The sequence below is a fragment of the Candidatus Zixiibacteriota bacterium genome (assembly GCA_020853795.1).
In the GTDB taxonomy this organism is placed as follows: domain Bacteria; phylum Zixibacteria; class MSB-5A5; order CAIYYT01; family CAIYYT01; genus JADJGC01.
The window spans coordinates 1-23185 of the sequence record JADYYF010000030.1; the positions used below are offsets into that span (position 1 = coordinate 1).

Here is a 23185-nt window from a genome sequence, read left to right on the forward strand (position 1 = left end):
GCCCCCGGGCCTGCGCCGTGAATTGGTATATATAATTGTAAGGAGATAGAGCATGGCCAAGAAGAAAGGTGATGCGCGCGCATTCATCACGGTCGAGTGCACGGAAGCCCGCAAAGAGGGCGCCACGCCGTCGCGCTACACGACCTTCAAGAACAAGCGCAACACGCCCGATCGCCTGGAGATCAAGAAGTATAACCCCTTCCTGCGTCGCCACACGATCCACAAGGAGATTCGCTGAAGTCAGCGCTCCGCAAGCTTGACGGCACACGACCCTACCGGTTGTGTGCCGTTTTTGTTTTTGCCTTGTCGCGCGCTGACACATTCGCCTGATTACCCCCGCGAGAAACCGATGAGCCCGCAATCGTTCGCCAAACTCCGTGACTTCCTCGGCCTCAAGCGCTCTATGGTCGCGCTGCTCGGCATGGTCGTCCTCGTCGGCATGGGCGAGAAGATGGCGGAGCGCTTCCTGCCCATTTACATCGTCGCCCTCGGCGGCGGCGCGATCTACGTCGGCCTCCTCAACGGCCTCGACAATCTCCTCTCGGCGCTCTACTCTTTCCCCGGCGGCTACATCGTCGATCGCTACGGCACCAAACGCGCGCTGTTGATCTTCAACGTCATCGCCATGGCCGGTTTCGTGATCGTGATTCTGATTCCCTCGGTCTGGGCAGTGATCATCGGCTCCGTCTTCTTCCTCAGTTGGACGGCGATCTCCCTGCCCGCAACCATGAGCCTGGTCGCCCGACTTCTGCCCAAAAACAAACGCGCCATGGGCGTCTCCATGCACTCGCTGATCCGCCGTATCCCGATGGCGCTCGGTCCGCTGGTCGGCGGCCTCTTTATTGCCGGTTGGGGCGAGGTCACCGGTGTGCGCTTCGCTTTTCTCGCTGCCCTCGGCATGGCCATTGTCGCGGCGATCATGCAGCAAATCATGATCCCCGCCGACGACACCACGGCCGCCCTCGACAAAACTCCCGACAAGAATCCCCTCGTTCTGTTCCGCCAGTTCCGTCCCGAACTCAAGAAACTGCTGCTCTCCGATATCCTTGTCCGCTTCTGCGAGCAGATTCCTTATGCCTTCGTCGTCCTCTGGTGCATGAAAGAAATCTCCTCGCCCGTGACCGCCTTCCAGTTCGGGATTCTTACCACGGTTGAGATGGCAACGGCGATGCTGGTCTACATCCCGGTCGCCTACTTCTCCGATCAAACCGAAAAGAAACCGTTTGTCGTGGCCACCTTTGGCTTCTTCACGATCTTTCCCCTGATCCTGCTCGTCAGCCAGTCGTTCTGGCTTCTCGTGCTGGCCTTCATCATCCGCGGCCTCAAGGAATTCGGCGAACCCACGCGCAAGGCGATGATCATCGATCTTGCCGTGCCGAATCGTGAGGCGGCCACCTTCGGCACCTATTATCTTCTCCGCGACTGCGTGGTCGCCGTCGCAGCTTTTGGCGGCGCGTACCTCTGGATGATCAGTCCCGCTGCCAATTTCGTGACCGCGGCCGCCTTCGGCGTGATCGGTACCTTGGTTTGGATGCGAACAACCGTGAAACCAGCGCTGTCGTGACGTCGTTGACGTCACGATCAGTGACCGGGAGGTAGGATGTCCACAGATTCCAATTATCGGAAAATCATCGGCTATGAGCGCCGCCACGAGCCGCTCTTACCGGCCCGCCGCTTCGCCCATCGCTTGCTGGCCGCGACGCTTGTCGGCATGTTGTTGCTGGCGTTCTGGGTGTTTCTCGGAATGCTGGGGTATCACCGACTGGCGCCGATGAGCTGGCTCGATGCGTTCCTCAACGCCGCGATGATTGTCGGCGGCATGGGACCCGTCGATATCCTCACTACCGGCGCAGCCAAGATCTTCGCCGGTGTGTACGCCATCCTCAGCGGCGTCGTGATTCTCGGCGTGTTCGGCCTGCTCTGGATGCCGGTCTTCCACCGCTTCCTGCATCGCTTTCATCTCGAGGCCGACGCTGCGCCCGCCGGCAAACGCCGCACCGACTCCTGACCCGCCCGCGGCGCCGGTTACTGCCGCATCAGGTCCACCAGGCGGCGATTGTAGAAATTGGTCAGGTCATCCCGCGCCAGTATACCCACCACGCGGCGCGAATCCCCTGGTTCAACGACCGGCAACAACCGCGTGTCACGCAAAGCGAACGCCTTCGTCGCGCTTTCCAAATCGTCGTCCGGCTTCAGCGTCGACGGGTTGGCGCGGACGATGTCCTGTGCCACGATCAATTGATCGACCGTCCGCCGCGACATCAGTGAGCGTACGTCCTCGATCGACAACACTCCCAGTAATCGGCTCTCCCCGTCGATCACCACAAAATAGTTCTCGTTGGATTGCTCGAAGCGCGTGAAAATTTTCCCCAGCGTCGTCGCCGCTGTCATCGTCTCGAACTGCGTCCGCATGACGTCCCGTACCTTGTGCGCCCGCAGCACGTTGATGTCGCGGCCGCCGCGGATTTCGATGCCGCGCTGGAACAGCTTGAACGTATAGATCGAATGCGGCAGCAAACTGCGCGCCATCAGCGTTGAAAACGTCACCGTCATCATCAGCGGCAGGATGATGTGGTAGTCGTTGGTGATTTCAAAGATGATCAGGATCGCCGTCATCGGCGCGTGTGTCGTCCCGGCTACCAGTCCCGCCATCCCGACCAGGGCATACGCCCCCGGATGACCGACGGCGCCGGGGAAGAGCCAATTGGCCAACACCCCGAATGCGCCGCCCGCCACCGCGCCGATAAACAGCGACGGCGCAAAGACCCCGCCGGAACTGCCGCTCCCCAGCGTCATCGACGTTCCGATAATCTTCAGGAAAATCAACGGCACCAGCAGCGCGAACGCCATGTCGCCATTCAGCGTGAGCGTGATCGTCTCGTATCCGTCCGCCAGTACCTGCGGATAGAAGATCGCGATGCCGCCGAGCAGCAACCCGCCGATCCCCGGCTTAATGAGTGAGTTGATTTTCAACCGCTCGAAGAAGTCTTCCGTCTTGTGCAGCGTCTTCGTAAACAACACCGCCACCGCACCCAGCACCGCCCCCATGATCGAGTAAATGATGATCTCCCACACCGACTCCAGCTCGTACGGCGTAACTTGAAACGCCGGATAGTTGCCGAGAATCGATCGCGTGATCACGCTGGCCACAACCGACGAAATCAGCACCGGCGAAAATGTGCGGATCGCAAAGTCCCCCAGAATCACTTCCAACGAAAACAGCACGCCCGCGATCGGCGCGTTGAAGACCGACGCAATCCCCGCGGCTGCGCCGCAGCCGACCAGAACCCGCACCCGCTCGCCCGACATGCTGAAAAACTGGCCGATCGTCGAACCGATCGCCGAACCGATCTGCACAATCGGGCCCTCGCGCCCCGCCGACCCGCCGGAGCCGATGCAGATCGCTGAGGCCACCGTCTTGACCACCGCCACCCGCGGACGAATGATGCCCCCCAACCGCACCACCGCGTTGATCACCTCCGTCACCCCGTGACCGCGCGCCTCGCTCGCAAAATAGTGGATGATCGGTCCCACACACAACCCGCCCAGCATCGGAATCAGTGGCAACCACCACTTAAATACCCCGCCGCCCCCGAAATGCGTCAGGTACTCATCCGTCATGCCGAAGAAAATGTGGTTGGCGAATCGAATCAGCGCCGTAAAGCCGATCGCCCCAAGCGCGGTCGCGATCCCGACCAGCGCGGCCAGGATCAAGAGCGCATTAGTCCCGGAAATCCGTAACTGCGCCAGCAAGCGGTTGAAGTCAATGTTGATCATAACGATTGAGCCCCGCTCATTCTATATTGTACATTCACGGTTTCAACGCAAGCCCCGATCGCCCGCCTCATCGCCGCGTAAATTCTCCACTTTTTTGCTTTACAACTGCCTGCGATTGCCCCAAGTTAAATCTGCCCTACATGAAGTAACCTATCCAGGAGGTATCGCGATGAGAAAGCGAATTATCGTTACTTGCCTGTTGTTGCTGACCCTCGCCGTCGCGCTGGGCAGTTCGAACCCTGAGCCGGCGGCGAATCCGCCCGACACAAAGATGTTGCAGGATGCCGCGGTCGCGGCCATCTCCCAATTCACCTCGCAGTTGCAGACCTCGCTCAAACTGGCCCTTTCCGAAGGCGGCCCGGTCAACGCCCTCGGCGTCTGCAACGTCGTCGCCCCCGATATCCAGATCGCGCATGTGCGCGACGGCTGGTTTATCGAACGCGTCACCGACAAGCCGCGTAATCGCAATAATCAGGCCGACTCGCTGCAACTGGCCGTGCTGGCGCAGTTCGCCGTCAAGGATGCCCCCGCCTTCGTCGCGTCCTGGGACAACCCCGAGCAGCCGCAGAAATTCCGTTACTACCTGCCGATTCGCGCTGCCGATGTCTGCATGAACTGCCACGGCGACCCCGCCAAGTTCCAGGCCGGCGTCGCCGAGAAGATCAAAGAACTTTATCCCGACGACAAAGCCGTCGGCTACAAGGTCGGCGATCTGCGCGGCATGTTTGCAATTGAAGTGCTGTGGCCGGAAGGGAAGACCTACGCTGAGAAACTCACCGCCGGTAAGTAACGACTGACTCGATTTGATCTCGAATTCCCACGCGGCGGCGACGGTTTCATCACCGCGCCGCTGCGTTCTCATTTGCCAAACACAATTCTAACAAAACTCCTCGTCTCGCCGCGCCCAATGTGATTGCTGCCTTCTGCTTCTCCATAATATTGGGTCTTTGATGTCACTATTCGCGCGTACTATTGGATCACGGGGAACTTTGGGTTATTATATTCGTTTAAATTGATCTATGAAGATGACTTACTGTACACAACTACCGCATTTCTCGGCAACTTCGAGCCGGTCCCGGCTCCTCACCCTCGGATTCTGGATCTTCATCCTCTGGCTGGCACTGCCGCAAATCTTGCGCGCCGCGCCAACCCCTCTGGTGATCACCAATCCCGACAGCGTTTTGGCCGCAACACTCAAGCAGCTTCAGGGTGCGCCGCTCAGTCTGCAACAGGCCAAGGAACTTGCACTCCGACAAGCTACGACCGTGCGCGCTGCGGAAGCGGCATTGCGCGCCGCCGGCGGAACCGTTCGCCGTGAGCGCGGCGCCTTCGACCCCGAACTCTTCGCCGAATTGAGCAAATCCGGCCGCGATCTGCCCAGCGCCTCGCCTTTCGCCGGCGCCGATGTCCTGACCCAGGATGAATTTCGCACTTCGACCGGCGTTCGCATTACACTTCCGCTCGGCACGTCCATTGCGGCATCGATGAATACGATCAAGACCGAGACCAATTCGGCGTTCGCCACCCTGAATCCGCAATACCAGGCTGAGGGACTCCTGCAGATCACGCAACCGCTCCTCAAAGGCTTTGGCGCCGGCACCAGCAGCGACCTGAGCTCGAGCAAGCGCGAACTGGAAGCCGCTCAAGCCGCTTACGAAGACGCCGTCCTGGCGGTCACCGCCACGGTCGAGCAGACCTACTGGGATCTGTACGCCGCCGAGCGCGACCTCGCGGTGCAAATCCTGATTCGCGACCAATCGCAATCATTCTTGAACGAAACGCGCCTGCGCTCCGAGGCCGGACTGGTCGGACCGAATCAGGTCGCTAATGCCCGCGTCTTCCTCGCCGAACAAGAACAGGCCGTGCTCGATCGCGAAGAAAACCTCGACCGCATCTCCGATCAGTTGGCGTCGCTCATCGGCGAGCGCCCGCAGGGCAACAACGGCCGCTTCCATCCGCAAAGTGAACCGGCAGCCGATTTTCCGCTCGACGACATCGAGCAACTCGTGCCGGCGGCTCTCGAAACCAATCGCAGCCTGAAAGTCGCCGCCGATCTGGTCGCCGCCGCCCGCGCCCGTGAACAGGGCGCGCGCTGGAATGCTCTGCCGACTCTCGATCTGGTCGGCGCCATCGGCGGTGTCGGACTTGCCGGCGATGCCCAACCGGTCGTTCTCAGCGGCGACACTGTCCGCAGCAGCTTCGACGGCAGCTTCGGCGATGCCTATAGCGCCGCCCTGCAACGCGACAATCCGACCTGGAGCATCGGCCTGCGCCTCTCCTATCCGATCGGCCTGCGCTCCGGCGCCGGCGAACGCGACCGCCTGCGCGGTGAAACCGCCCGCGCCGAACAGCAATATCTCGCCGTGCGGCGCACCGTCGAGGAAGATCTCCGCCGCAGCCACCGCGAATTGGCGCACGCCCGCAAACGCCTGGAGGTGGCCCGCGATGGCGTCGACGCTTCAGTGGAACAGGTGCGCATCGGCACGCTCGAATACAACGCCGGCCGCACCACCGCTTTTGAACTGGTGCGATTGGCCGCCGATCTGGCCGCTGCCCAACAACGCTACTCGCAGGCGCTGGTGCGCGCCGCCAAAGCTGCCGCTGCGCTCAAACGACTGACCACGGGAACAATCGAGGGACCCCTCTCAGAATAGAAGGACGATGTAGATATGATCACCCATTCACTTCAGCTCTTTAATCGCAGCGCTCTGCTGCTGGCCGGCGCCGCGCTGCTGACTTTCGCATTGACCGGCTGCTCCAAACAGCAGGCGGGCGGATTCCAGTTTCCGCCCACCGCCGTCGAAACCGCCATGGTCACCCCCACGGTCGTCGCCGATCGCTTCGACGCCGTCGGTACCATCGAAGCCAACGACGCCGTCACGATCGTCTCGCAAATCGATGCTCTCGTCATCGACGTGCCGTACCGCGAAGGCGAGCCGATTGCCAAAGGCGCATTGATCGCCCAGCTCGACGACGCCCAACTGCGCGCGGAAGAGGCCCGTGCCTCGGCCTTGCTGGACCAGAAACGCATCAGCTACGAGCGCGTCAAGTCAATCGTCGATCAGGGCGCCGGTGCTCCGCAAGACCTCGACAACGCCGCCGCGGAACTGAAGATTGCCGAAGCCGATCTCGCGCTGATTCGCGCCCGGCTGGAAAAAACGCGCATCGTCGCGCCCTTCGACGGCGTGGTTGGCGCGCGCCTGGTCAGCCCCGGAGCCTTCGTCCGTGCCGGCACCCCCATCACCGAACTGGCCGAACTTAATCGCATCAAAGTCACTTTCTACGCCCCGGAACGCTACTATCCCAGCCTGACGCGCGGTTCCGAGGTCGGCGTCTCCACGACCGCCTTTCCCGATTACGAACTCAAAGGCAAGATCGACGTGGTCGAACCGGTGATCGAGCAGGCAACGCGCAGCGTCCGTATCATCGCCCGCCTCGATAACCCCGGTCGCAAGTTCCGCCCTGGCATGTCCGCCAACGTCTCGGCCGTCCTGAGCCAGCGCACCGGTGCCCTCACCATCCCCGATGAGGCCGTCTTCGCCGAGGGCAACCAAACCTTGGTCTATGCGATCAAATCCGACTCCACCGTCACCCGCGCCCCGGTCGTCCTCGGAACGCGGATGCGTGGCTCCGTCGAAATCGTCAAGGGTCTGGCCGCCGGCGACCTGGTCGTTCGAACCGGCCACCAGAAGCTCTATGAAGGCGCGCGCATCATGCCGGTGCAAAGCCAGGGTGCAGCCAGCGCCGATGCGGCGGGAGCCCCGAAATGAAGCTCAGTGAACTCTCGATCAAACGCCCCGTCTTCGCGACGGTGATGAGCTTGGTGATCATTCTCTTTGGAGTGGTCGCCTATACCCGTCTCCCCGTCCGCGAATATCCCGACATCGACCCGCCGATCGTCTCGATCCAGACGATCTATCGCGGTGCCAGCCCGAGCGTCATTGAAACCGAAATCACCGACGTCCTCGAGGAACAATTGTCCACCCTCGAAGGTGTGAAGACACTGACTTCCTCCAGCCGCGAACAGGGCTCCGTTATTACCATCGAATTCGAATTGGGCCGCAACGTTGATGAAGCCGCCAACGACGTTCGCGATCGCGTTTCGCGCGTCCGTGGCCAGTTGCCGCGCGAGGCCGAGGAACCGATCGTCGAGAAGGTTGACGTCAACGCGCAGCCGATCGTCTGGCTCGCGCTCTACTCGTCGCGCCACTCCAACCTCGAAGTCACCGATGTGGCCGATCGTGTCATGAAAGAACGTCTCCAGCGCCTGCCCGGTGTCGGCGCAGTGCGTATTGCCGGCGAACGCCGCTATGCCATCCGCGTCTGGCTCGATCCCCAGCATATGGCCGCCCACGGTCTCGTGACCCGCGATGTGGAAGCCGCCATCGCCCGCGAAAACGCCGAAATTCCCGCCGGTCGCGTCGAAGGGCTCGGCCGCGAATTCTCTGTCCGCACCCGGGGTGAATTGGCGACCCCCGAAGAATTTGCCGCGATTGTTGTCAAACAGGATGGCGACGAACTCGTGCGGCTGGGCGATATCGCCGAGGTCTCCCTCGGTGCCGAAGACGAACGCACCGCCGTTCGCTACAACGGCCAGCCTGCCGTTGGTCTGGGTGTCAGTAAACAAACCAACGCCAGCACCCTCGATGTCGCCGAAGCCGTCACCACGGTCCTGCCGGAACTGCAGAAGCTGCTGCCGGAGGGCATGCAGGTCAGCGTCGCCTACAACTCGGCCACCTTCATTCGCGAATCCATCAATGAAGTCGGTGAGACGCTGCTGATCGCTATCTTCCTGGTGGTGCTCGTGATCCTGGTCTTCCTCAAGAGTTTCCGTGCCACCGTCATCCCGACTTTCGCGATTCCAACGTCGATCATCGGCACGCTCGCGATGGCCTACTTTGCGGGCTTTACCATCAATATCCTGACCTTGCTGGCGCTGGTGCTCGCAATCGGTCTCGTCGTCGATGACGCCATCGTCGTACTCGAAAACATTTTCCGTCACATGCAGATGGGTAAGACCCGGCGACAGGCGGCGCTCGATGGTTCCAAAGAAATCGGCTTCGCCGTGCTTGCTACCACCATCTCGCTCGTCGCCGTCTTCGTGCCGCTCGCCTTCCTGCAGGGCAACGTAGGCCGCCTGTTCAACGAATTCGGCCTTTCCGTTGCCGTGGCGGTGCTGATTTCCGGCTTCGTCGCGCTCACCTTGACGCCGATGCTCTGCTCGCGCATGCTCAAACCGCTGCATGGCGTCAGCAACACCTGGGCGACGCGCTCGTTCGATGCCTTCTTTGAGTGGCTCGATCGCACCTACGACCGCATTCTTCGGACCGTTCTACGGCGGCGCGTCGCGGCGCTCGGTGTCGCCGGTTTGCTGGTCGTGCTCAGCGTCGGCCTGATCAAACTGCTCCCGAGTGAACTCGTGCCGATCGAAGACCGTGGCATCGGCTTCGGTATCGTGATCGCACCTGAGGGCTCCACCCTCGAATACACCGATCGCTACGTCCGCCAGATCGAAGGCATCCTCATGGGTCTGCCCGAGGCCGGGGGCCTCTTTACCGCGACCGGCTTGGCCTTCTCCGGTCCCGGCAGCGTCTCCAATTCCTTCATGTTCCTGCGTCTCAAACCGCGCAACCAGCGCGACAAATCGCAGCAACAAATTGTGGCCGAACTCTTCCCGCGCATCTTCTCGATCCCCGGTGTGCTCGCGTTCGTCGTCAGCCCGCCCAGCCTCGGCTCCGGCGTCAGCTCCAAGCCGGTCGAATACGTGCTGCAGGGCGATACTTACGACCAGCTGCAGCAGGCGGTCGGCGCCATGATGGGCGGCGCCGCCAAACTTGGCTACTTGATCAACCTCGACACCGACCTGCGCCTCAACAAGCCGCAGCTCGACCTGACCATCGATCGCGATCGCGCCGCCGGACTCGGCGTCTCAGTCACCGATATCGGCACGACGCTGGAGACTTTCCTCGGTGGCCGCACCGTCACCAACTTCAAGCGCGGCTCCAAGCAGTATGATGTCATTGTCCAGCTCAAGCCGACCGACCGCGCCACCCCGAGCACGATCGACGGCATTTATCTGCGCGGCAACGGTGGGCTGGTGCAGCTTGCCAACGTCGTCCATGTGCGCGAAACCGTCGCGCCCAAAGAACTCAACCATTACAATCGCGTGCGCTCGGCGACGATCTCTGCCAACCTCGCCCCCGGCGTCAGCCTCGGCCAGGCGCTCGACCAGCTCGATCAAATTGCCGAGACCAGCCTGCCGGCCGGCATCAAGCGCGACCTGGCCGGGCAGTCAAAGGAATTCCGCGACTCCAGCACGAGTCTCTACTTTCTCTTCCTGCTCGCCGTCGTCTTCATCTTCCTGGTGCTGGCGGCGCAATTTGAGAGCTTCATCCACCCGCTCACGATTCTGCTCTCAGTGCCGCTGGCCGTTGTCGGCGCGCTGGTCTCGCTCTTCGTTTTTGGCCAGAGTTTGAATATCTACTCGCAGATCGGCCTGATTATGTTGATCGGGTTGGTGACCAAGAACTCGATCCTGATCGTCGAGTATGCCAACCAGCTCCGCGAAAGTGGCCGCGAAGTGATCGACGCCGTTGTCGCGGCGGCGCGCATCCGTCTGCGCCCGATTCTGATGACCTCGTTTGCAACGATCTTCGGCGTCCTGCCGATCGCCATCGGCCTCGGCGCCGGCGCCGAATCCCGCCGCCCGCTTGGCATCGCCGTGGTTGGCGGCATGTTCTTCTCGACCTTTTTGACGCTGGTGTTGGTGCCGGTGGTTTATGCGATGTTGTCGCGCTTCACCCGTGGGTCTAAACATTCCGATGAAGATGCTCACGACGTTGTCGCGCGCTCGGAGAAGATCGCAAACGATGCGTAGGAGAACTGCATGACAAGGGAATTGCGGCGGTTGGGCGATTCCAACATCACCACGCCGCCCCTGATCCTCGGGGGGAATGTCTTCGGCTGGACAGCCGATGAGACGACTTCCTTTGCCATCCTCGATCGCTTCATCGCCGCCGGCTTCTGCGTCATCGATACCGCCAACGTCTACTCGACCTGGGTGTCGGGACATCAGGGCGGCGAATCCGAGACGATCATCGGCAACTGGATGAAATCGCGCGGCAATCGCGATCAGGTCGTGATTGCCACCAAGGTCGGCCACGAGATGGACCCCGATCGCAAAGGACTCAAGGCCGACAACATCCTGCGCGAAGTCGAAGCCTCACTCCAGCGCCTGCAAACCGAATACATCGACCTCTACCAGTCGCACACCGATGATCTCGCCACTCCGGTCGCCGAAACGCTTGAGGCTTACCACCGCTTGCTCGACGCTGGCAAGGTGCGCGCCATCGGTGCCTCTAACTTTACCGCCGACCGCCTGCAGGAGTCGCTGCAAACAGCCCGACAGGCGGGCCTCCCCTTATATCAAAGCTTGCAGCCTGAGTACAATTTGTGTGAACGACAGAAGTTTGAAACGACGCTGGAACCCCTTTGCCTCCGTGAACACCTTGGCGTGATTCCTTACTTCGGACTGGCGCGCGGATTTCTGACCGGCAAGTATCGCAGCGCGGCCGACCTCGACCGCAGTCCACGGGGCAAAGGCGTCGCCCGCTACCTCGATCAACGCGGCCTTCGCATCCTGACGGCACTCGATCAGGTAGCTTCTGAACTGCAATCAAAACTTGCGAGCGTTGCGCTCGCGTGGCTGATGGCACGTCCCTCCGTCACCGCCCCGATCTCCAGCGCCACCTCGATCGAACAACTGGAGGACCTGATCGCCGCCGCCGATCTCAAACTCACAACCGACCAACTCGCCCGCCTCACCGCCGCCAGCGCCTACACCGCTTCATAGACACCAGATCGAGTCCTAATCTTTTTGGGACATCTTGGACAAAAATCACTAGCTTGCACTTGCAAGTGCTGCTGCGATCGTCATCCGGTCGGTATCAGCGCATTTATTAACGAAGCAAGGTGTTATGAAAATCCTCTCTCTCCGAGCGGCAATCATGGTGACGACTCTCGTCATGCTGATAGTCGTGATTTCGGCCTGTGCCCCCAAAGCAGTGGGAATCTGGCGCGACCCCGAGTTCACACCCTCCAAGCTAAACTCGGTCCCGCTCGTTCTTGGCGGTATCGGTGTTCGCGGCGATGATGAGAAGGCCAAGGCAACCCTGCGTCCCCTGCTCGATAGTCTGGCCTGGTCTACTCTCAGCACGGAACTGCCCGAGTCGAATCTTGCCCCAATCCACTATTGCCGCAACAAGATCGGCACGGATGCACTGACAAAGATTGTGAACAAGTTTGAAGTCGATGGTTTACTGGACTCCGAGGATCTCGCGCCGCTGCAATCAGCCTGGGCGCCTGACGGTAGCTGTTTGATCTTCGGTCGTGTTGTTGAGGACCGCGTCACCAGCGAAGAAAAATACTCCGAGAAAGGCAATTACATCGAAAATAAGCGTACGATCATGATCTACTTCGCCGTTTACGATGCGGCCACCTGCCGGCAATTGTGGAACGGCGGATTCTCCTTGACTCGGTCAGGATACTCCGACTCGGAACCGGAAAACACGTCTTCAACGCTCAGCGACTTCGCGGTCGGTTTGTTGCTCAACTTCCTCTCGCCCCCCGATCCGGAAATCCCGCCGGCCGGCGACATGATCACCGCGATCTGTCGCAGCTTTGCCCGATCCTTGGCAGGGAAGGAGTAGGCCGCGCGTCGGCCCGTCCAGCGCGACGTCTATTCTTATACTCCCTCCCGCTTTGGAATCGCCCGGTACGCCCAGATGAACAACACCAGGAACACCAGATCGATGATCGCAAACGGCTTCCACATCCCCGGGATTCCGGCGGTGAACCAGTGGTAAAACGCCACGCCGCAATACGACACCTTCAACAGCATGCCGTAGGGCATCAAGTTGCGATTCCGCTCCGGATTGCGCGCAATCGCCCAATACAAGAGCGCGAAGCTGATCAACAACGCCGCGGCGAAATGCAAATATCCGTAATGGTTCGGCGGCGTCACCTCAAACCACGCGAACAGCGACGGCGCCGCAAACAGGAACATGATCCCCAAAACGCCGTCATAAACCGCCGTCACATAGTAGATCGCCGATACTATCGTGCGCTTGTTCATACTCCTCCGCCTTTCTCTCCGTGAAATTGCCTGAGGTTCTTCTTGAACGACTCGCGCCGTTGCGCCGTGAATTCGTCGCTATACAGGCGCGCGATTAACTTGCGAAATCCCCGCGTCAATTCTTCCGGCGCCATCTTTGCCGGTACGAAATTGACGTCAAACAACGTGCATTTCTTCCAGTTCGTCGGCTCCAACAACCGCCCGTCGCGTTTCAATCGCTCATAAAGCGGCGTGCCCGGAAACGGTGTCAACACCGTTGCCTGCACTTCATAAAGTTCGCTGGCACGCACAAACTCATAGACTTCGTCAAAGATCGCCGTCGTGTGTCCGTCCAGACCCAGCACGAAACAACCGTTGACCGTCACCCCGTGCGCCTGAATCCTCCCTATCGCCTCACGGTAGCACGCAAACCGCCTGTACTTCCAATCATTGTTGAGTTCCAGCCCCGCCAGCCCGTCGACCACCGGACTCTCAAAACCGATCAGCACCTGCGCGCAGCCGGCCCGCCGCATCAGGGTCAGCAGTTCCTCGTCCTCGGCGACCGAAATGTCGGTTTCGGTGAACCAACGCAAGTGCCGCGGAATCATCGCCGTCAACAACTCTTTCCAGTAGCTGCGATTGACCAGCGAGTTGTCGTCGGCGAACTCAATAAACGGGTGCGGCCAGATTTCCCGAATCTTGTCGATCTCCGCCAGCACCTTCGCAATCGGCTTCTGCTTGTAATGGTCCGCCAGCAGAATCGACCCGGCGCAAAATTCGCAATGGTGCGGACACCCGCGGCTTGTCTGCACTGTCAGGCGGTTATAATTCTCGATATCAAGCAGATCGTACGCCGGCATCGGCGCCGCCGTCAGGTCATACTCCCGTTTCCGGGCATCGTAGACCGCCTTCAGCCTGCCCGCCTTGGCATCCTCAAGCACCTCCGGCCAGCACGGCTCGCCTTCGCCCACCACCACGCTATCGCAGAATTGCAGCGCTTCCTCAGGAACGACGGTGACATGCGGCCCGCCGATCACCACCTTCGTCCCGCGCTCGCGATAACGTTGCGCGAGCTCATACGCTTCATCGATTTGCGCGCTGTAACTGGAGATCGCCGCCAGATCGAAGCCGTCCGGAAGCTCATCAAACAGCGCAATGTCCGGCATCTCGATGTATTCCACCTGGTGCTCCGGCGGTGTCAACGCCGCCAGTGTCAACAGCCCCAGACTCGGTAGCGACGCAATCGTCAGCGACCGCTCGACGAAACCGGGCAGCGTCAAACCGACGCGCACCAGTTCCTCGTCGCGCACCCGAATCCCGCTCATCGCAATCAATCCAATTTTCATGATGTCAAGCTCACCACCCTCCAGATCGTGATCACCGCGCTGACGGCCACCGACAAAACCGGAATGAAAAACAAATGCCGCGCCGGGCGATAAAACGCCGCTGCATAGCAGTTCACCGGCATCGCGATCGTACCAACGACCAGCAGGATCGCCGCCAGTTCCCAATCCGCGGCGACATTGAAGCTCCGCACCGTGAAGACAAAGGCCAGGTTGATCAAACCTAACCCCACCAGCGCCACGTGGCCCAGTCGCATCAGTCGCCGCGGCCAGCTGCCGTAGCCCCCGAGGAAATCCTCCTTGTGAAAAAACAGACCGGTGATCATACCCACCAGGCATGCGGCGAAGATCCCGATCCAGCCGGTATACAGATTAATTGTCACAGTCGACCTTTCGTATGTAAATTGATCTTATTAACCATAATCAATTGTCAAGTATGCGGCAATACCAGACTTTTTCTTTCTCACGGCCGTGAACGTCCAAGCCCGTGCCGTCTTAGCGTGTCATAGCGTTTTCAGAACTTGACTTACGGGTCGATAATACTACATTGAATGAAGAAATTGTCAGACGTTGGCGGCTTGTCGTTCGAGCTCGCCATGCTCAAACGGTCAAAACTACTCCACTTTCATCGCCTTTCTTGTAAGGAGCCGTTTCATGCAGTGCACCCCACTCATCCGGATTGCCCTCGTGGCCGCCCTCGCCATCTGTTGTCCCAGGCTGCTCGCCGAAATCCCCGGCATGATCAGCTATCAGGGACGACTCACCAACAACGTCGGTCAGCCGCTCACCGGATCTCATAACTTGACGTTCGCTATCTTTGCCGACACCGCCGGGATCACGCAGATCTGGACGGAGACTCAGAACAACGTGGCCGTGACCGACGGCTTGTTCAGCGCTACTCTCGGAGTGGTAACGCCGATTCCTCTCAATGCCTTTACCGGCCCGGTCTGCTATCTCGGTGTTGCCGTTGACGGTGGTGCCCAGCTCCGGCCGCTGCGCCCTATGGTTAGTACACCTTACGCCTTCCGCGCCGATATCGCCGGTCGCGCCTACATCGGCGGCGGCTGGTACGACTATGGCACCAACGTTGCACTGGAGACTCCGTCCGACAAAGTCGGCATCGGCACCACCACGCCAACCTTCAAACTCGACGTCATCGGCTCGGCCCATGCCTCCGATTCGTTGATTGGCTCCAAGTTGCGGCTCGGCTCACCCACGGACGATGGCCGCCTTAACCTCTATGGCAACCAAACGTCCGGTCCGGCGCTGACCCTGCGCGAGTTCAGCAGCGGCGGTGGCGCCATCGACTTGTTCCATAGTAATGGCTCAACCGCAGACTATCTTGCTGCCGATGGCGACGGCAGCGGTGGCTATCTGACCGTGCGCCGTTCCACCGTTGACTTTGGCTTGATCGTGGACGGAAACTACAGTGGCAGTAACAACCCCCGCATCTCGATCCTTGGCGCCGACCGCTCGGTGCTCTTCGACATGAATGCGAGCGAAGACTCGTCCGTGATGCTGCCGGGGAGCGCGATCTCCAGCCTCGAGTGCGCCAACGAAGCCGGCTTGGCAAACACACGGCGCACAACCGTTGTCGAACTGGATGATACGCTCTTCACGGTTGCGTCACGCCTGGTGCGATTCCCGACCGACGGCTATGCGCTCGTGCTGGCCTCGGGCAGCCTGGAATTTCGAGCCACGAGCTCGGATACCTTCAGGCTCGGAGTCTCGAACACGGAGACGACCTTCCCGGTCAGCGCCAATATCCTCATGCAAAACGACTTGCTGGCAGGGCAGAAGTATATCTTTCCGATGGTAGCACAAGGCTACTTCAGCGTCGACGCGGGCGTTCAGTACTTCTACTTGCTCGCCAAGCGTCCGCTCCATTCCGCCAACACCACCTTTATCCATAATGCCAACCTTGCCGTGCTCTTCTTTCCGACCTCGTATGCTTGGTTCCTGCCGCCGGCAGCTGGGACCGCCGCCGGCACCGACCCCGGGCAAGTGGAACTCGACCGCCAGGCGCAAACGCGCCTCGACGCTCAGATCGCCAAACTGCGCGCCGAGTTCGAAGCCAAACTCGAACAAATCCGCATCGAGGCTGCTAAACAACAACCGGAGGTTGACTCCCGATAGCGTTCAAATCACGATTCGAGAAACTTTCGGGGAGTGTGACCGACAAAAGGGGGATGCCAATACGATTTGAATAGCGGTGCAGGGACTTGCAGCTTAACTGACACCAAAATCCCCCTGATCCTTCATATCAAGGTCGGCAGCAAACGACGCTCGGCCTAAGCCATAGCACGGCAATATTCAGTACTCTCGCTCTTCCTCAATCCGTGCCTGCTCAATCCTTGTCTCTAGTCTGGACAAGTACTCATCAATCCACATGAGCACGTTCGAATTCGACTCATTACCTCTGAAGTTGAGTAATGACCGTTTCTGTTTCGCATAGTGAACACTCTCCGGCCCCGACCACCCTTCTGATGAAAAATTAGCCGAGAACTCATTGCGCACCTCCTCTCGGTTTCCATAGCGAGCCAGGACTTCTCTCGCTAGACAGACTCTGCCTTCCTGCTGAAACAGGCTCGGCGGCACGAAATTGGCAACATACCAAGCGCGCTCCTCAGGCTTTTCATCAACCCAGCGCCAAATGAGTTCTGGAGGAAAGCGGTCGAGGCCACCGGCGGTTCGAGAGTCTATCAATTGAGCACCGTGCAACCAGTCCTTGATGTGCCGCGCCCGGCTGTCAATTGGCGGCCCGAGGTACGACGCCACCAACTCCCAGACTTCCGAAGGTTTGGCGGATGCGATTCGTTCTAGCATGGCCAAGGGCTCTGGCCGAAAGCCATCTGATATCGACTTCTCCTTGCCCATGCTCTCAAGTAGTCGTGTGGCGATTTCGAGAGAATCCTCCGGATAGTGTTTGATATGTCCGCCAGCCAGCTCTGTCCACAAGTGCTGATCCATGGAATGCCGTTTGGAGGCGCGCGGACTGGCAAAGAAACTCCCATGCAGCAAAACAGATCTGCCTAGATGCCTCGGCAAACGCGGCTTGTTTTCGCGGCGGCCGTAATAGAAGACACTGAGATTCAATGCGATAGACGCCCCCGCTCCAGACTCATCGGTCAGTAGAACGTCAATCCACTTGAGGAATAGGGGCTCGGAGACATTCTCGAACGCTCTGCCAAATGTGAACATCCGTAACTCCGGAATCGAAATGACGCCGTCAATCAGCAACCTAAGGACTCTCGCTAAAGAAGCATCATTGCACAGTGTCCGCCAGGTGAGTGAAGGCACCAGATACTGGACACGCTCATCTTCGGCGAACCCATCTAAAGTCTGTTGGAAGGTTTCCTCATTGCGCTCGCTGATAGCGCGAAGGTAGCCCGCCAGCAGAGTCTCGTTTTCTGGCCGAACGTGTGCTCGGAATCTTGTCACGAGAATCTCCTGCAAGGCCGCGCTGACGTCCCCCTTCCCAATCTCATATCCAAAAACGTATGCGTTGTTTGCCTCCGATGATAGGAGCCAGTCGAGATTCGAAGTTAGCAGATCTTGTGAAGCTAGCGCCTGCTCGGCGAGCAGCCTAATCTGCTCGGCAGAGGTGTCTGTTCGCTCACCTTCGTCATTGAAGTCATCCTCCCAGATGTTCATCCCAACATAACGGCGAAGACGCGAGTTGAAATCGGTTCCGACCAACCGGGCTCGAATCTCTTTCCACTTGGAACGGATGTCAGGCCGCATCGTCTCTCTGTTGTGTCGCAGAATCGCTGAGACCTGCTTTATGAATTGGCGTCTGTCTGTTGTTTCGTCGTCAAGGAGCAACGTCGCCTCTTCCAACAGCTGTTCCTGCAGTGCACCAATCTGGTTCATCTCCGCCATCTTCTCTACGAAGATACCGTTGAGCTGGGAGCGGTCCTCCCTTGTCAGCCAGCCACGGGCATCGTGGAACAACTGGAGCGCGATTCGGTAAGCATCGAAGAACTCTCCGTATGTCTTTGGAGTCCACAGTACTGGCTCCCCCTTCAAACCTTGATGAATCGTACTATCGAACGACCCAATCATCTGGCCATAGTGAAAGGCGCACGAGAATGCCTGGATAGCAACCCTTCTAATGTCCGGACTGCCTGAGTTCAATGCCTCCGCAAGTATTGGAAACCTTTCGGCTGGCGGCGCCTCCGTAGGAGCAACCACTCCTGGGCCTGGGGAAAAAAGGTTAGTGAACACTCCGGTAGCGTTGTTCGAGAAGTTCTCATTCTCGGCTTCAGCAAGTCTCAACAGAACCCGAGCCGCACGGCCAAAAAGCTCCCTCCACACGACGATCCGCTCAAGGGACCAGACTACGTGTCGCCTGCCGGCAGTGAACCTTCTGAGTTCGGCAACGCCACGACTTGCAAACGCCCGCTCAAGATACTCCAGCGCCTGTTGTGGGACGGCTTCACTCAGCGCCAAAAAAAAACGTGAGTCTCGTTCAGACTGAATCATCGAGCCATCGGCAAAGGGACCGTCGGAACCGAGAAGACTCTCAGCTATAGCGCGTGAAGGCTCAGTCGAGGCAGCATACTTGAACATTTCTCTAAACCAGTCCAGAAGCTGTTCGTTCAGCGATTCGGCAAAGGAATGCCAATCGAATGATTGTCCGTAGGCTTGCCACCATTCCAGCCAAAGTTTAATGTGGAGAGCCTTGGGTGTGATATAAAGTGTGTGGCTCCCCTGCAGGATTCGCCGCTCTCTACATGTATTCACAATGTCAAGAAACTCTCTTCTTGAAATGTTGCTGTCCCACGTGCTTATCAGTTTGAAAATGAGATCAGATTCCGCAGCTAGCGGTGGTTCAAAGCCGAATCTTTTGAACAGCGCCAGAAAACGTAGCACAACTCTTCGTTTGTGCACCCTCTCACTCTCAACATCATCCGAGCCAGCGACGTATCGATCCCAAATACTGTTTTTATCAGATTGGGCAAGTACGTCTGGAGACTCGCTGATCACGTTCTGGCCAATGACATGGGCAACTCTCGGCGATCCACCGCAGAAATCAGACCACCGATTCGCGAGACTTTTCGAGATTCCGTAGCTCTCAAGTATCTTCTGGATGTTATTGTCGCTAAGGCGCGGAGCATCTATGTATATCGTGTCGCCAGGGCGACGGTCCCTCTCAGTGAACAAGGTTATCAGCTTGATCCGATCCCCTCGATTAGCAAAGCGGTTCCAGATTCGCGCAGATTCGTCTGAATTGCATTCATCAACAACGAGGACCGCCCGGAAAGTGGCGTCGTCGCGCAGAAGCTCGTTTTCAAGATCACTATCAAGAAAATAGGCCGCAGTGCGGCAGTAAATGACAAGCGGAGCCAAGTCACTACGGCTGCTCAGAGCCTCTAGTACCAATCGAGTCTTACCGATACCCGGATCACCAAGAACTCGAGCATGCGTAGCCCTTCCATATGTTGGAGCCACGAGGACGGAGACCAGAGACTGTATTGCGTCAGACTGATCGGAGTCAGCGATGAATTGCTTCTGCATATCATCATCCTTAGACCAGCTGTTCATAGATTGAAACCTGGCTGCCGTCCGATGATTCACACGAAGTGAAAGCGACGGGAACTTGTTAAGAAAACCAAGAATCTGGTTTTGTTGCCAGATTTCAATGCGTGGCTTTGGACAGGAGGGAGCTACTGACTTGAGCGCCTCTGCGTATTTCGCAACAAGAGCACCTTGCTCCGTCTCGGGTAGGTCAGTACCGAAGTATACAATGACGAATCTGCCACCTTGATCAAGGCAACTCTTTATCTTCGGTCGGAGGACACCGCCAGTTCGTCCGAAGAGGATTTGTCTGACGGTCGATTGCTCTGCTAACGACGCATGCCCTGTTTTTATTTGGTATCGATTGATTCCAGGCTCAAGGAGCCCATGACACGTCTTATCAGCTGAGACGTAGACTTCTGCGTCAACTCCTCCATCTGCAACCGTGATCGCGGAAGGGACATTGATCAGACTCGCTGCGATGCCATTGGCTGTGGCCTCTGCCCAGAGAAGCGAGCGAAAAACGTCTACCGCTTGCTCCGCGCTGAGGGACGCAAGGTCACTATTAGATACCGTTAATATTGTAGCCAACTCACCCATCTTTACTTCTCTAGATCGCAAAACCCATCCTGCAATGCATAGATGTCGCGCCAGCTAGATGACGATGAGACCGATACGTTCCCAACCCTCGCGATCATCTCCCGCCACTTCTCGATCGCTTGCCCCATTGCTCAAGCACAGACTCCCGGCCGGCAAGAGAACACCAGAGTACCAACGCAGACCACAACAATTTGGATCGCAGTCGAAGGCCAATATACCATTAGGAAGATCTACCTCCCAGTTTCCTGGTGCATCTCCGTCGCGGTCCAAACTGCGCGCAATCTTGACGAAACTAGGCTCCCGCTACCTCTGCCTACTCACTAGTGGCTTGACGGTTGCCCCCTACCTCTTCCGAATCTCCACCCCAATCGACTTCAACAACCGTTCCCCTTCTTCCTCCGAGATCCGCTGCGCCTTCATGTAGGAGCCGGCTGTGATCGACTCCCCCACTTCCTCACCAGTCTCAAGATCGTAGACCGGATGATCCGGCCAAATGCCGGTAAACAGCAGCTTCCCGTTGCGACCGTATCCACCGAAAACCCTCTCTGCCTCCGCATTCAACTTCCACTTTCTGATCACCCGCCCGCCATGCTCCAGCACATAGGCCAGGACAAAAGACAGGATCACCAGACCGCCTCCGAAGATCACCACGACCTTGATCGTGTCGGTCCCGAGTACCAACACGGCAATGACAATCATCACCGCCCAGCCGATGATCAGAGAGATTAAATGCTGTCGATAGGTCACATGGAAATATAGCAGGAAATCCGGAGACGTCAATCCCCTTCAACGAGTACCGGACTCAACGTCGCCCGCGGCTCAATGCAGGCATAGAGCACCGGCCGCCTCAGGATCTCATTCACCGCCACGGCAAACTTCTCGACGTTCAACCGCCCCAATCCGCGCGCAGTCCACCGGCTGCAATACCGCCGAAACACCCACTGCTCATGACGCGTCAACGGCTCCTCCAACCCCACTCGCCGATCGGGATTCACCCGACCACCCCGTGGAGCGGTCTGCAGAACGACAAGCGCCCGCTGCAGACGCCTCAGCCGCTTCTCACCCAGCTTGATCCGCCCGCTCTCGAATGCACAGACTTCCTCCAGATGAATACCCGCCTCAGCCCCGACCTCCCGCAGCGTGCGCCGGCAGGCCAAACGCAGCGCCCGGCACTGCGCTCCCGTCAACAGTTCGCCGGCTGAATTCGCCGGCTCAATCGTCGCAGTCGCCAGAATCATCGCCGCCGCTCCTGCTCCCGGATCGTCTCGCGTAGACTGTTATCAAAGAATCGCTGATCGGCAGTCATCCGCTTCTTTTTCGCCTCCTCGACCAACGCCTCAGCCGTGATCGACTTGAGAAACCGCGGCACCAGGTACGGGTACTTATCCGCCAACCCCTGAAAGGCCTCCCGCGCCTTGTCGCCCTCACCATCTAGCGCCAGGTCAATGAACTTCCGCCGCTGCGCGTAGTAGTACTCCTCGACCTCGACCACTCGCTCCCGCTGCGATTTCACCCGCTCCCACTCATTCGACCGGAACCCCAGCGCCCGCAGGATCAGATCGCGCGGACTCACATCCACCAGACGCCGATCGCGCCCCGTCACACGATAACCCCGCCGGGCGTCCTGATAGATTTCGTACAACTTGGCCGCGTACCGATTCGGGATGATCCGCTTCAGATCGTCGAACTTCAACTTGCGCTCCCTCGGGTCACGCTCCAGCGCCAACTCCACCACCTTGATCGGGACCGAGATCACCGGCGCCGGCCCTTGGGGAACGAAGCCGGATCGCACCAGCTTGTCCCACGAGAATTTCACCCGATCCTCGCTGAACGGCAGTTGTGTGCCGCCTTCACCGTCTGGATCGACCATGACAAACGGATCAAAGAACACCCCCGACAAGTCCAGATCCCCATACTTGCCGCCCATCACCAGCGCTCCGGTCGTGGCCAGGTAGCGCAGAAGCTTCTTCTGACCCTCCGGGCCTTCGGTCGCCCAGCGGTACATCAACTCCGCCTGCTTAATCGGATACGACGTGAATTGAAACAGCGGTCGCACCAGAGCACTCTGCACGTGCGGACTGATGTGCGTTTTCCCGTAGGCGAATTGCAGCTTGCGCACCATCTCCAACGCGTAGACATGAGCATCCTCGACCGCCATACCGCCCTTGATCGCCACATCCATCGCCGCGTGATAGGAAGCCCCGCGATTCACGAACTCCGCAAACCGCATCGGACCCGAAAGCACAACATCGTCAAACTTCCTGAGCGCGCCGAACCCCAGCTTCAACTCGCCGCCATAGAGCAGCGGCTCGTAGTCCTCCAGCAGCCGCGCATCCTTCGCCACCTTCCGACCGCTCGAAGTCAGAAGCTCCGCATAGCCCTTGAGCGTCGGCGCCAGTCCGAACTCCGAAAGCGTGTTGATCCCTTGCGTAAGATTCTTCACTCCGGTATCGAGCGCCGCACCGATCAACGTGCGATAGAACCCGGCCGTAATCACTTGTGCCGCCTTCCGCTGCGTCCGCGGACTTACGCCCAGCACTTCCTCGACCGCCCGCTCCATGCGCGACGGCCAACCCAGTTGTCGCATGATAAACTGTTCCGCGTAGTTGCGCTCCGTCCCGGGATTCCGCTCGCGGAAGTGATACAGCGTCTCGACATACTGCTTGCCGTCACGCCCGATCACCTGCCGCTGCGTCATGATCGGTCCCAGACGCGGAGCCAACGCCTCGACCCTCGGCACCGCCCGCCGCACCGCATCCGCCAGATAGATTTCCCGCAGCGCCGCCTCCGTGTAGACCTGTGTTGCCTCGATCGCGCTGGTCCGATGCGCCCC

At 59.0% G+C, this 23185-nt stretch carries 18 protein-coding genes; 10 read left to right on the forward strand and 8 right to left on the reverse strand.

The window, feature by feature from the left end:
* Positions 1–52: 52 nt before the first annotated feature.
* From rpmG to IT585_01930, 3 genes are all read left to right on the forward strand, one after another.
* Positions 53–238, forward strand: a complete 186-nt coding sequence (gene rpmG, locus IT585_01920; protein MCC6961990.1) for a 50S ribosomal protein L33 — start codon at positions 53–55, stop codon at positions 236–238.
* Between the two features lie 111 nt (positions 239–349).
* Positions 350–1564 (forward strand): MFS transporter, encoded by a 1215-nt coding sequence (locus IT585_01925; protein MCC6961991.1) that lies wholly within the window; start codon positions 350–352, stop codon positions 1562–1564.
* 36 nt (positions 1565–1600) lie between these two features.
* Positions 1601–2008 carry a hypothetical protein gene (locus IT585_01930; GenBank protein MCC6961992.1) on the forward strand — a complete coding sequence of 136 codons (408 nt, stop codon included), beginning with the start codon at positions 1601–1603 and terminating at the stop codon, positions 2006–2008.
* Between the two features lie 17 nt (positions 2009–2025).
* Here IT585_01930 and IT585_01935 read toward each other — a convergent pair whose 3' ends face one another.
* On the reverse strand, positions 2026–3777 hold the full coding sequence (locus tag IT585_01935; GenBank protein MCC6961993.1) for a chloride channel protein: 1752 nt from the start codon (positions 3775–3777) through the stop codon (positions 2026–2028).
* Positions 3778–3946: 169 nt separating this feature from the next.
* On the opposite strand from IT585_01935, the gene IT585_01940 reads away from it, so the two are divergent.
* From IT585_01940 to IT585_01965, 6 genes are all read left to right on the forward strand, one after another.
* A complete protein-coding gene (locus IT585_01940) occupies positions 3947–4567 on the forward strand; it encodes a DUF3365 domain-containing protein (protein MCC6961994.1) in 621 nt (206 codons plus the stop codon).
* A gap of 235 nt (positions 4568–4802) precedes the next feature.
* Positions 4803–6431 carry a TolC family protein gene (locus IT585_01945; GenBank protein ID MCC6961995.1) on the forward strand — a complete coding sequence of 543 codons (1629 nt, stop codon included), beginning with the start codon at positions 4803–4805 and terminating at the stop codon, positions 6429–6431.
* A 15-nt stretch (positions 6432–6446) separates the two neighbouring features.
* On the forward strand, positions 6447–7547 hold the full coding sequence (locus IT585_01950) for an efflux RND transporter periplasmic adaptor subunit (GenBank protein MCC6961996.1): 1101 nt from the start codon (positions 6447–6449) through the stop codon (positions 7545–7547).
* On the forward strand, positions 7544–10654 hold the full coding sequence (locus tag IT585_01955) for an efflux RND transporter permease subunit (protein MCC6961997.1): 3111 nt from the start codon (positions 7544–7546) through the stop codon (positions 10652–10654). Before IT585_01950 ends, IT585_01955 begins: the two co-directional genes overlap by 4 nt.
* 9 nt (positions 10655–10663) lie before the next feature.
* The gene (locus IT585_01960; GenBank protein ID MCC6961998.1) at positions 10664–11629 is read left to right on the forward strand and encodes an aldo/keto reductase; all 966 of its coding nucleotides are present in this window, start codon (positions 10664–10666) and stop codon (positions 11627–11629) included.
* Between the two features lie 124 nt (positions 11630–11753).
* Positions 11754–12485: a hypothetical protein gene (locus IT585_01965; GenBank protein MCC6961999.1), complete on the forward strand. Its 732-nt coding sequence runs from the start codon at positions 11754–11756 to the stop codon at positions 12483–12485.
* A gap of 35 nt (positions 12486–12520) precedes the next feature.
* On the opposite strand, the gene IT585_01970 is transcribed toward IT585_01965, so the two are convergent.
* From IT585_01970 to IT585_01980, 3 genes are read right to left on the reverse strand one after another with little or no spacing between them, the layout of a single operon-like run.
* Positions 12521–12910: a hypothetical protein gene (locus IT585_01970; protein ID MCC6962000.1), complete on the reverse strand. Its 390-nt coding sequence runs from the start codon at positions 12908–12910 to the stop codon at positions 12521–12523.
* A complete protein-coding gene (locus IT585_01975) occupies positions 12907–14235 on the reverse strand; it encodes a B12-binding domain-containing radical SAM protein (protein ID MCC6962001.1) in 1329 nt (442 codons plus the stop codon). Before IT585_01975 ends, IT585_01970 begins: the two co-directional genes overlap by 4 nt.
* Complete coding sequence (locus tag IT585_01980; protein ID MCC6962002.1) at positions 14232–14615, reverse strand: hypothetical protein; 384 nt, start codon at positions 14613–14615, stop codon at positions 14232–14234. The genes IT585_01975 and IT585_01980 overlap by 4 nt, the downstream gene beginning before the upstream one ends.
* 271 nt (positions 14616–14886) lie before the next feature.
* On the opposite strand from IT585_01980, the gene IT585_01985 reads away from it, so the two are divergent.
* On the forward strand, positions 14887–16368 hold the full coding sequence (locus IT585_01985) for a hypothetical protein (GenBank protein ID MCC6962003.1): 1482 nt from the start codon (positions 14887–14889) through the stop codon (positions 16366–16368).
* A gap of 177 nt (positions 16369–16545) precedes the next feature.
* On the opposite strand, the gene IT585_01990 is transcribed toward IT585_01985, so the two are convergent.
* The 4 genes from IT585_01990 to IT585_02005 form a co-directional block, all read right to left on the reverse strand.
* Positions 16546–20352, reverse strand: coding sequence for a hypothetical protein (locus IT585_01990; GenBank protein MCC6962004.1), 3807 nt, complete (start codon positions 20350–20352; stop codon positions 16546–16548).
* A 342-nt stretch (positions 20353–20694) separates the two neighbouring features.
* On the reverse strand, positions 20695–21132 hold the full coding sequence (locus tag IT585_01995) for a hypothetical protein (GenBank protein MCC6962005.1): 438 nt from the start codon (positions 21130–21132) through the stop codon (positions 20695–20697).
* Positions 21129–21590: a hypothetical protein gene (locus IT585_02000; GenBank protein MCC6962006.1), complete on the reverse strand. Its 462-nt coding sequence runs from the start codon at positions 21588–21590 to the stop codon at positions 21129–21131. Before IT585_02000 ends, IT585_01995 begins: the two co-directional genes overlap by 4 nt.
* Positions 21587–23185: hypothetical protein (locus IT585_02005; protein MCC6962007.1), on the reverse strand; the 1599-nt coding region annotated here is incomplete at its 5' end. The genes IT585_02005 and IT585_02000, both read right to left, overlap by 4 nt.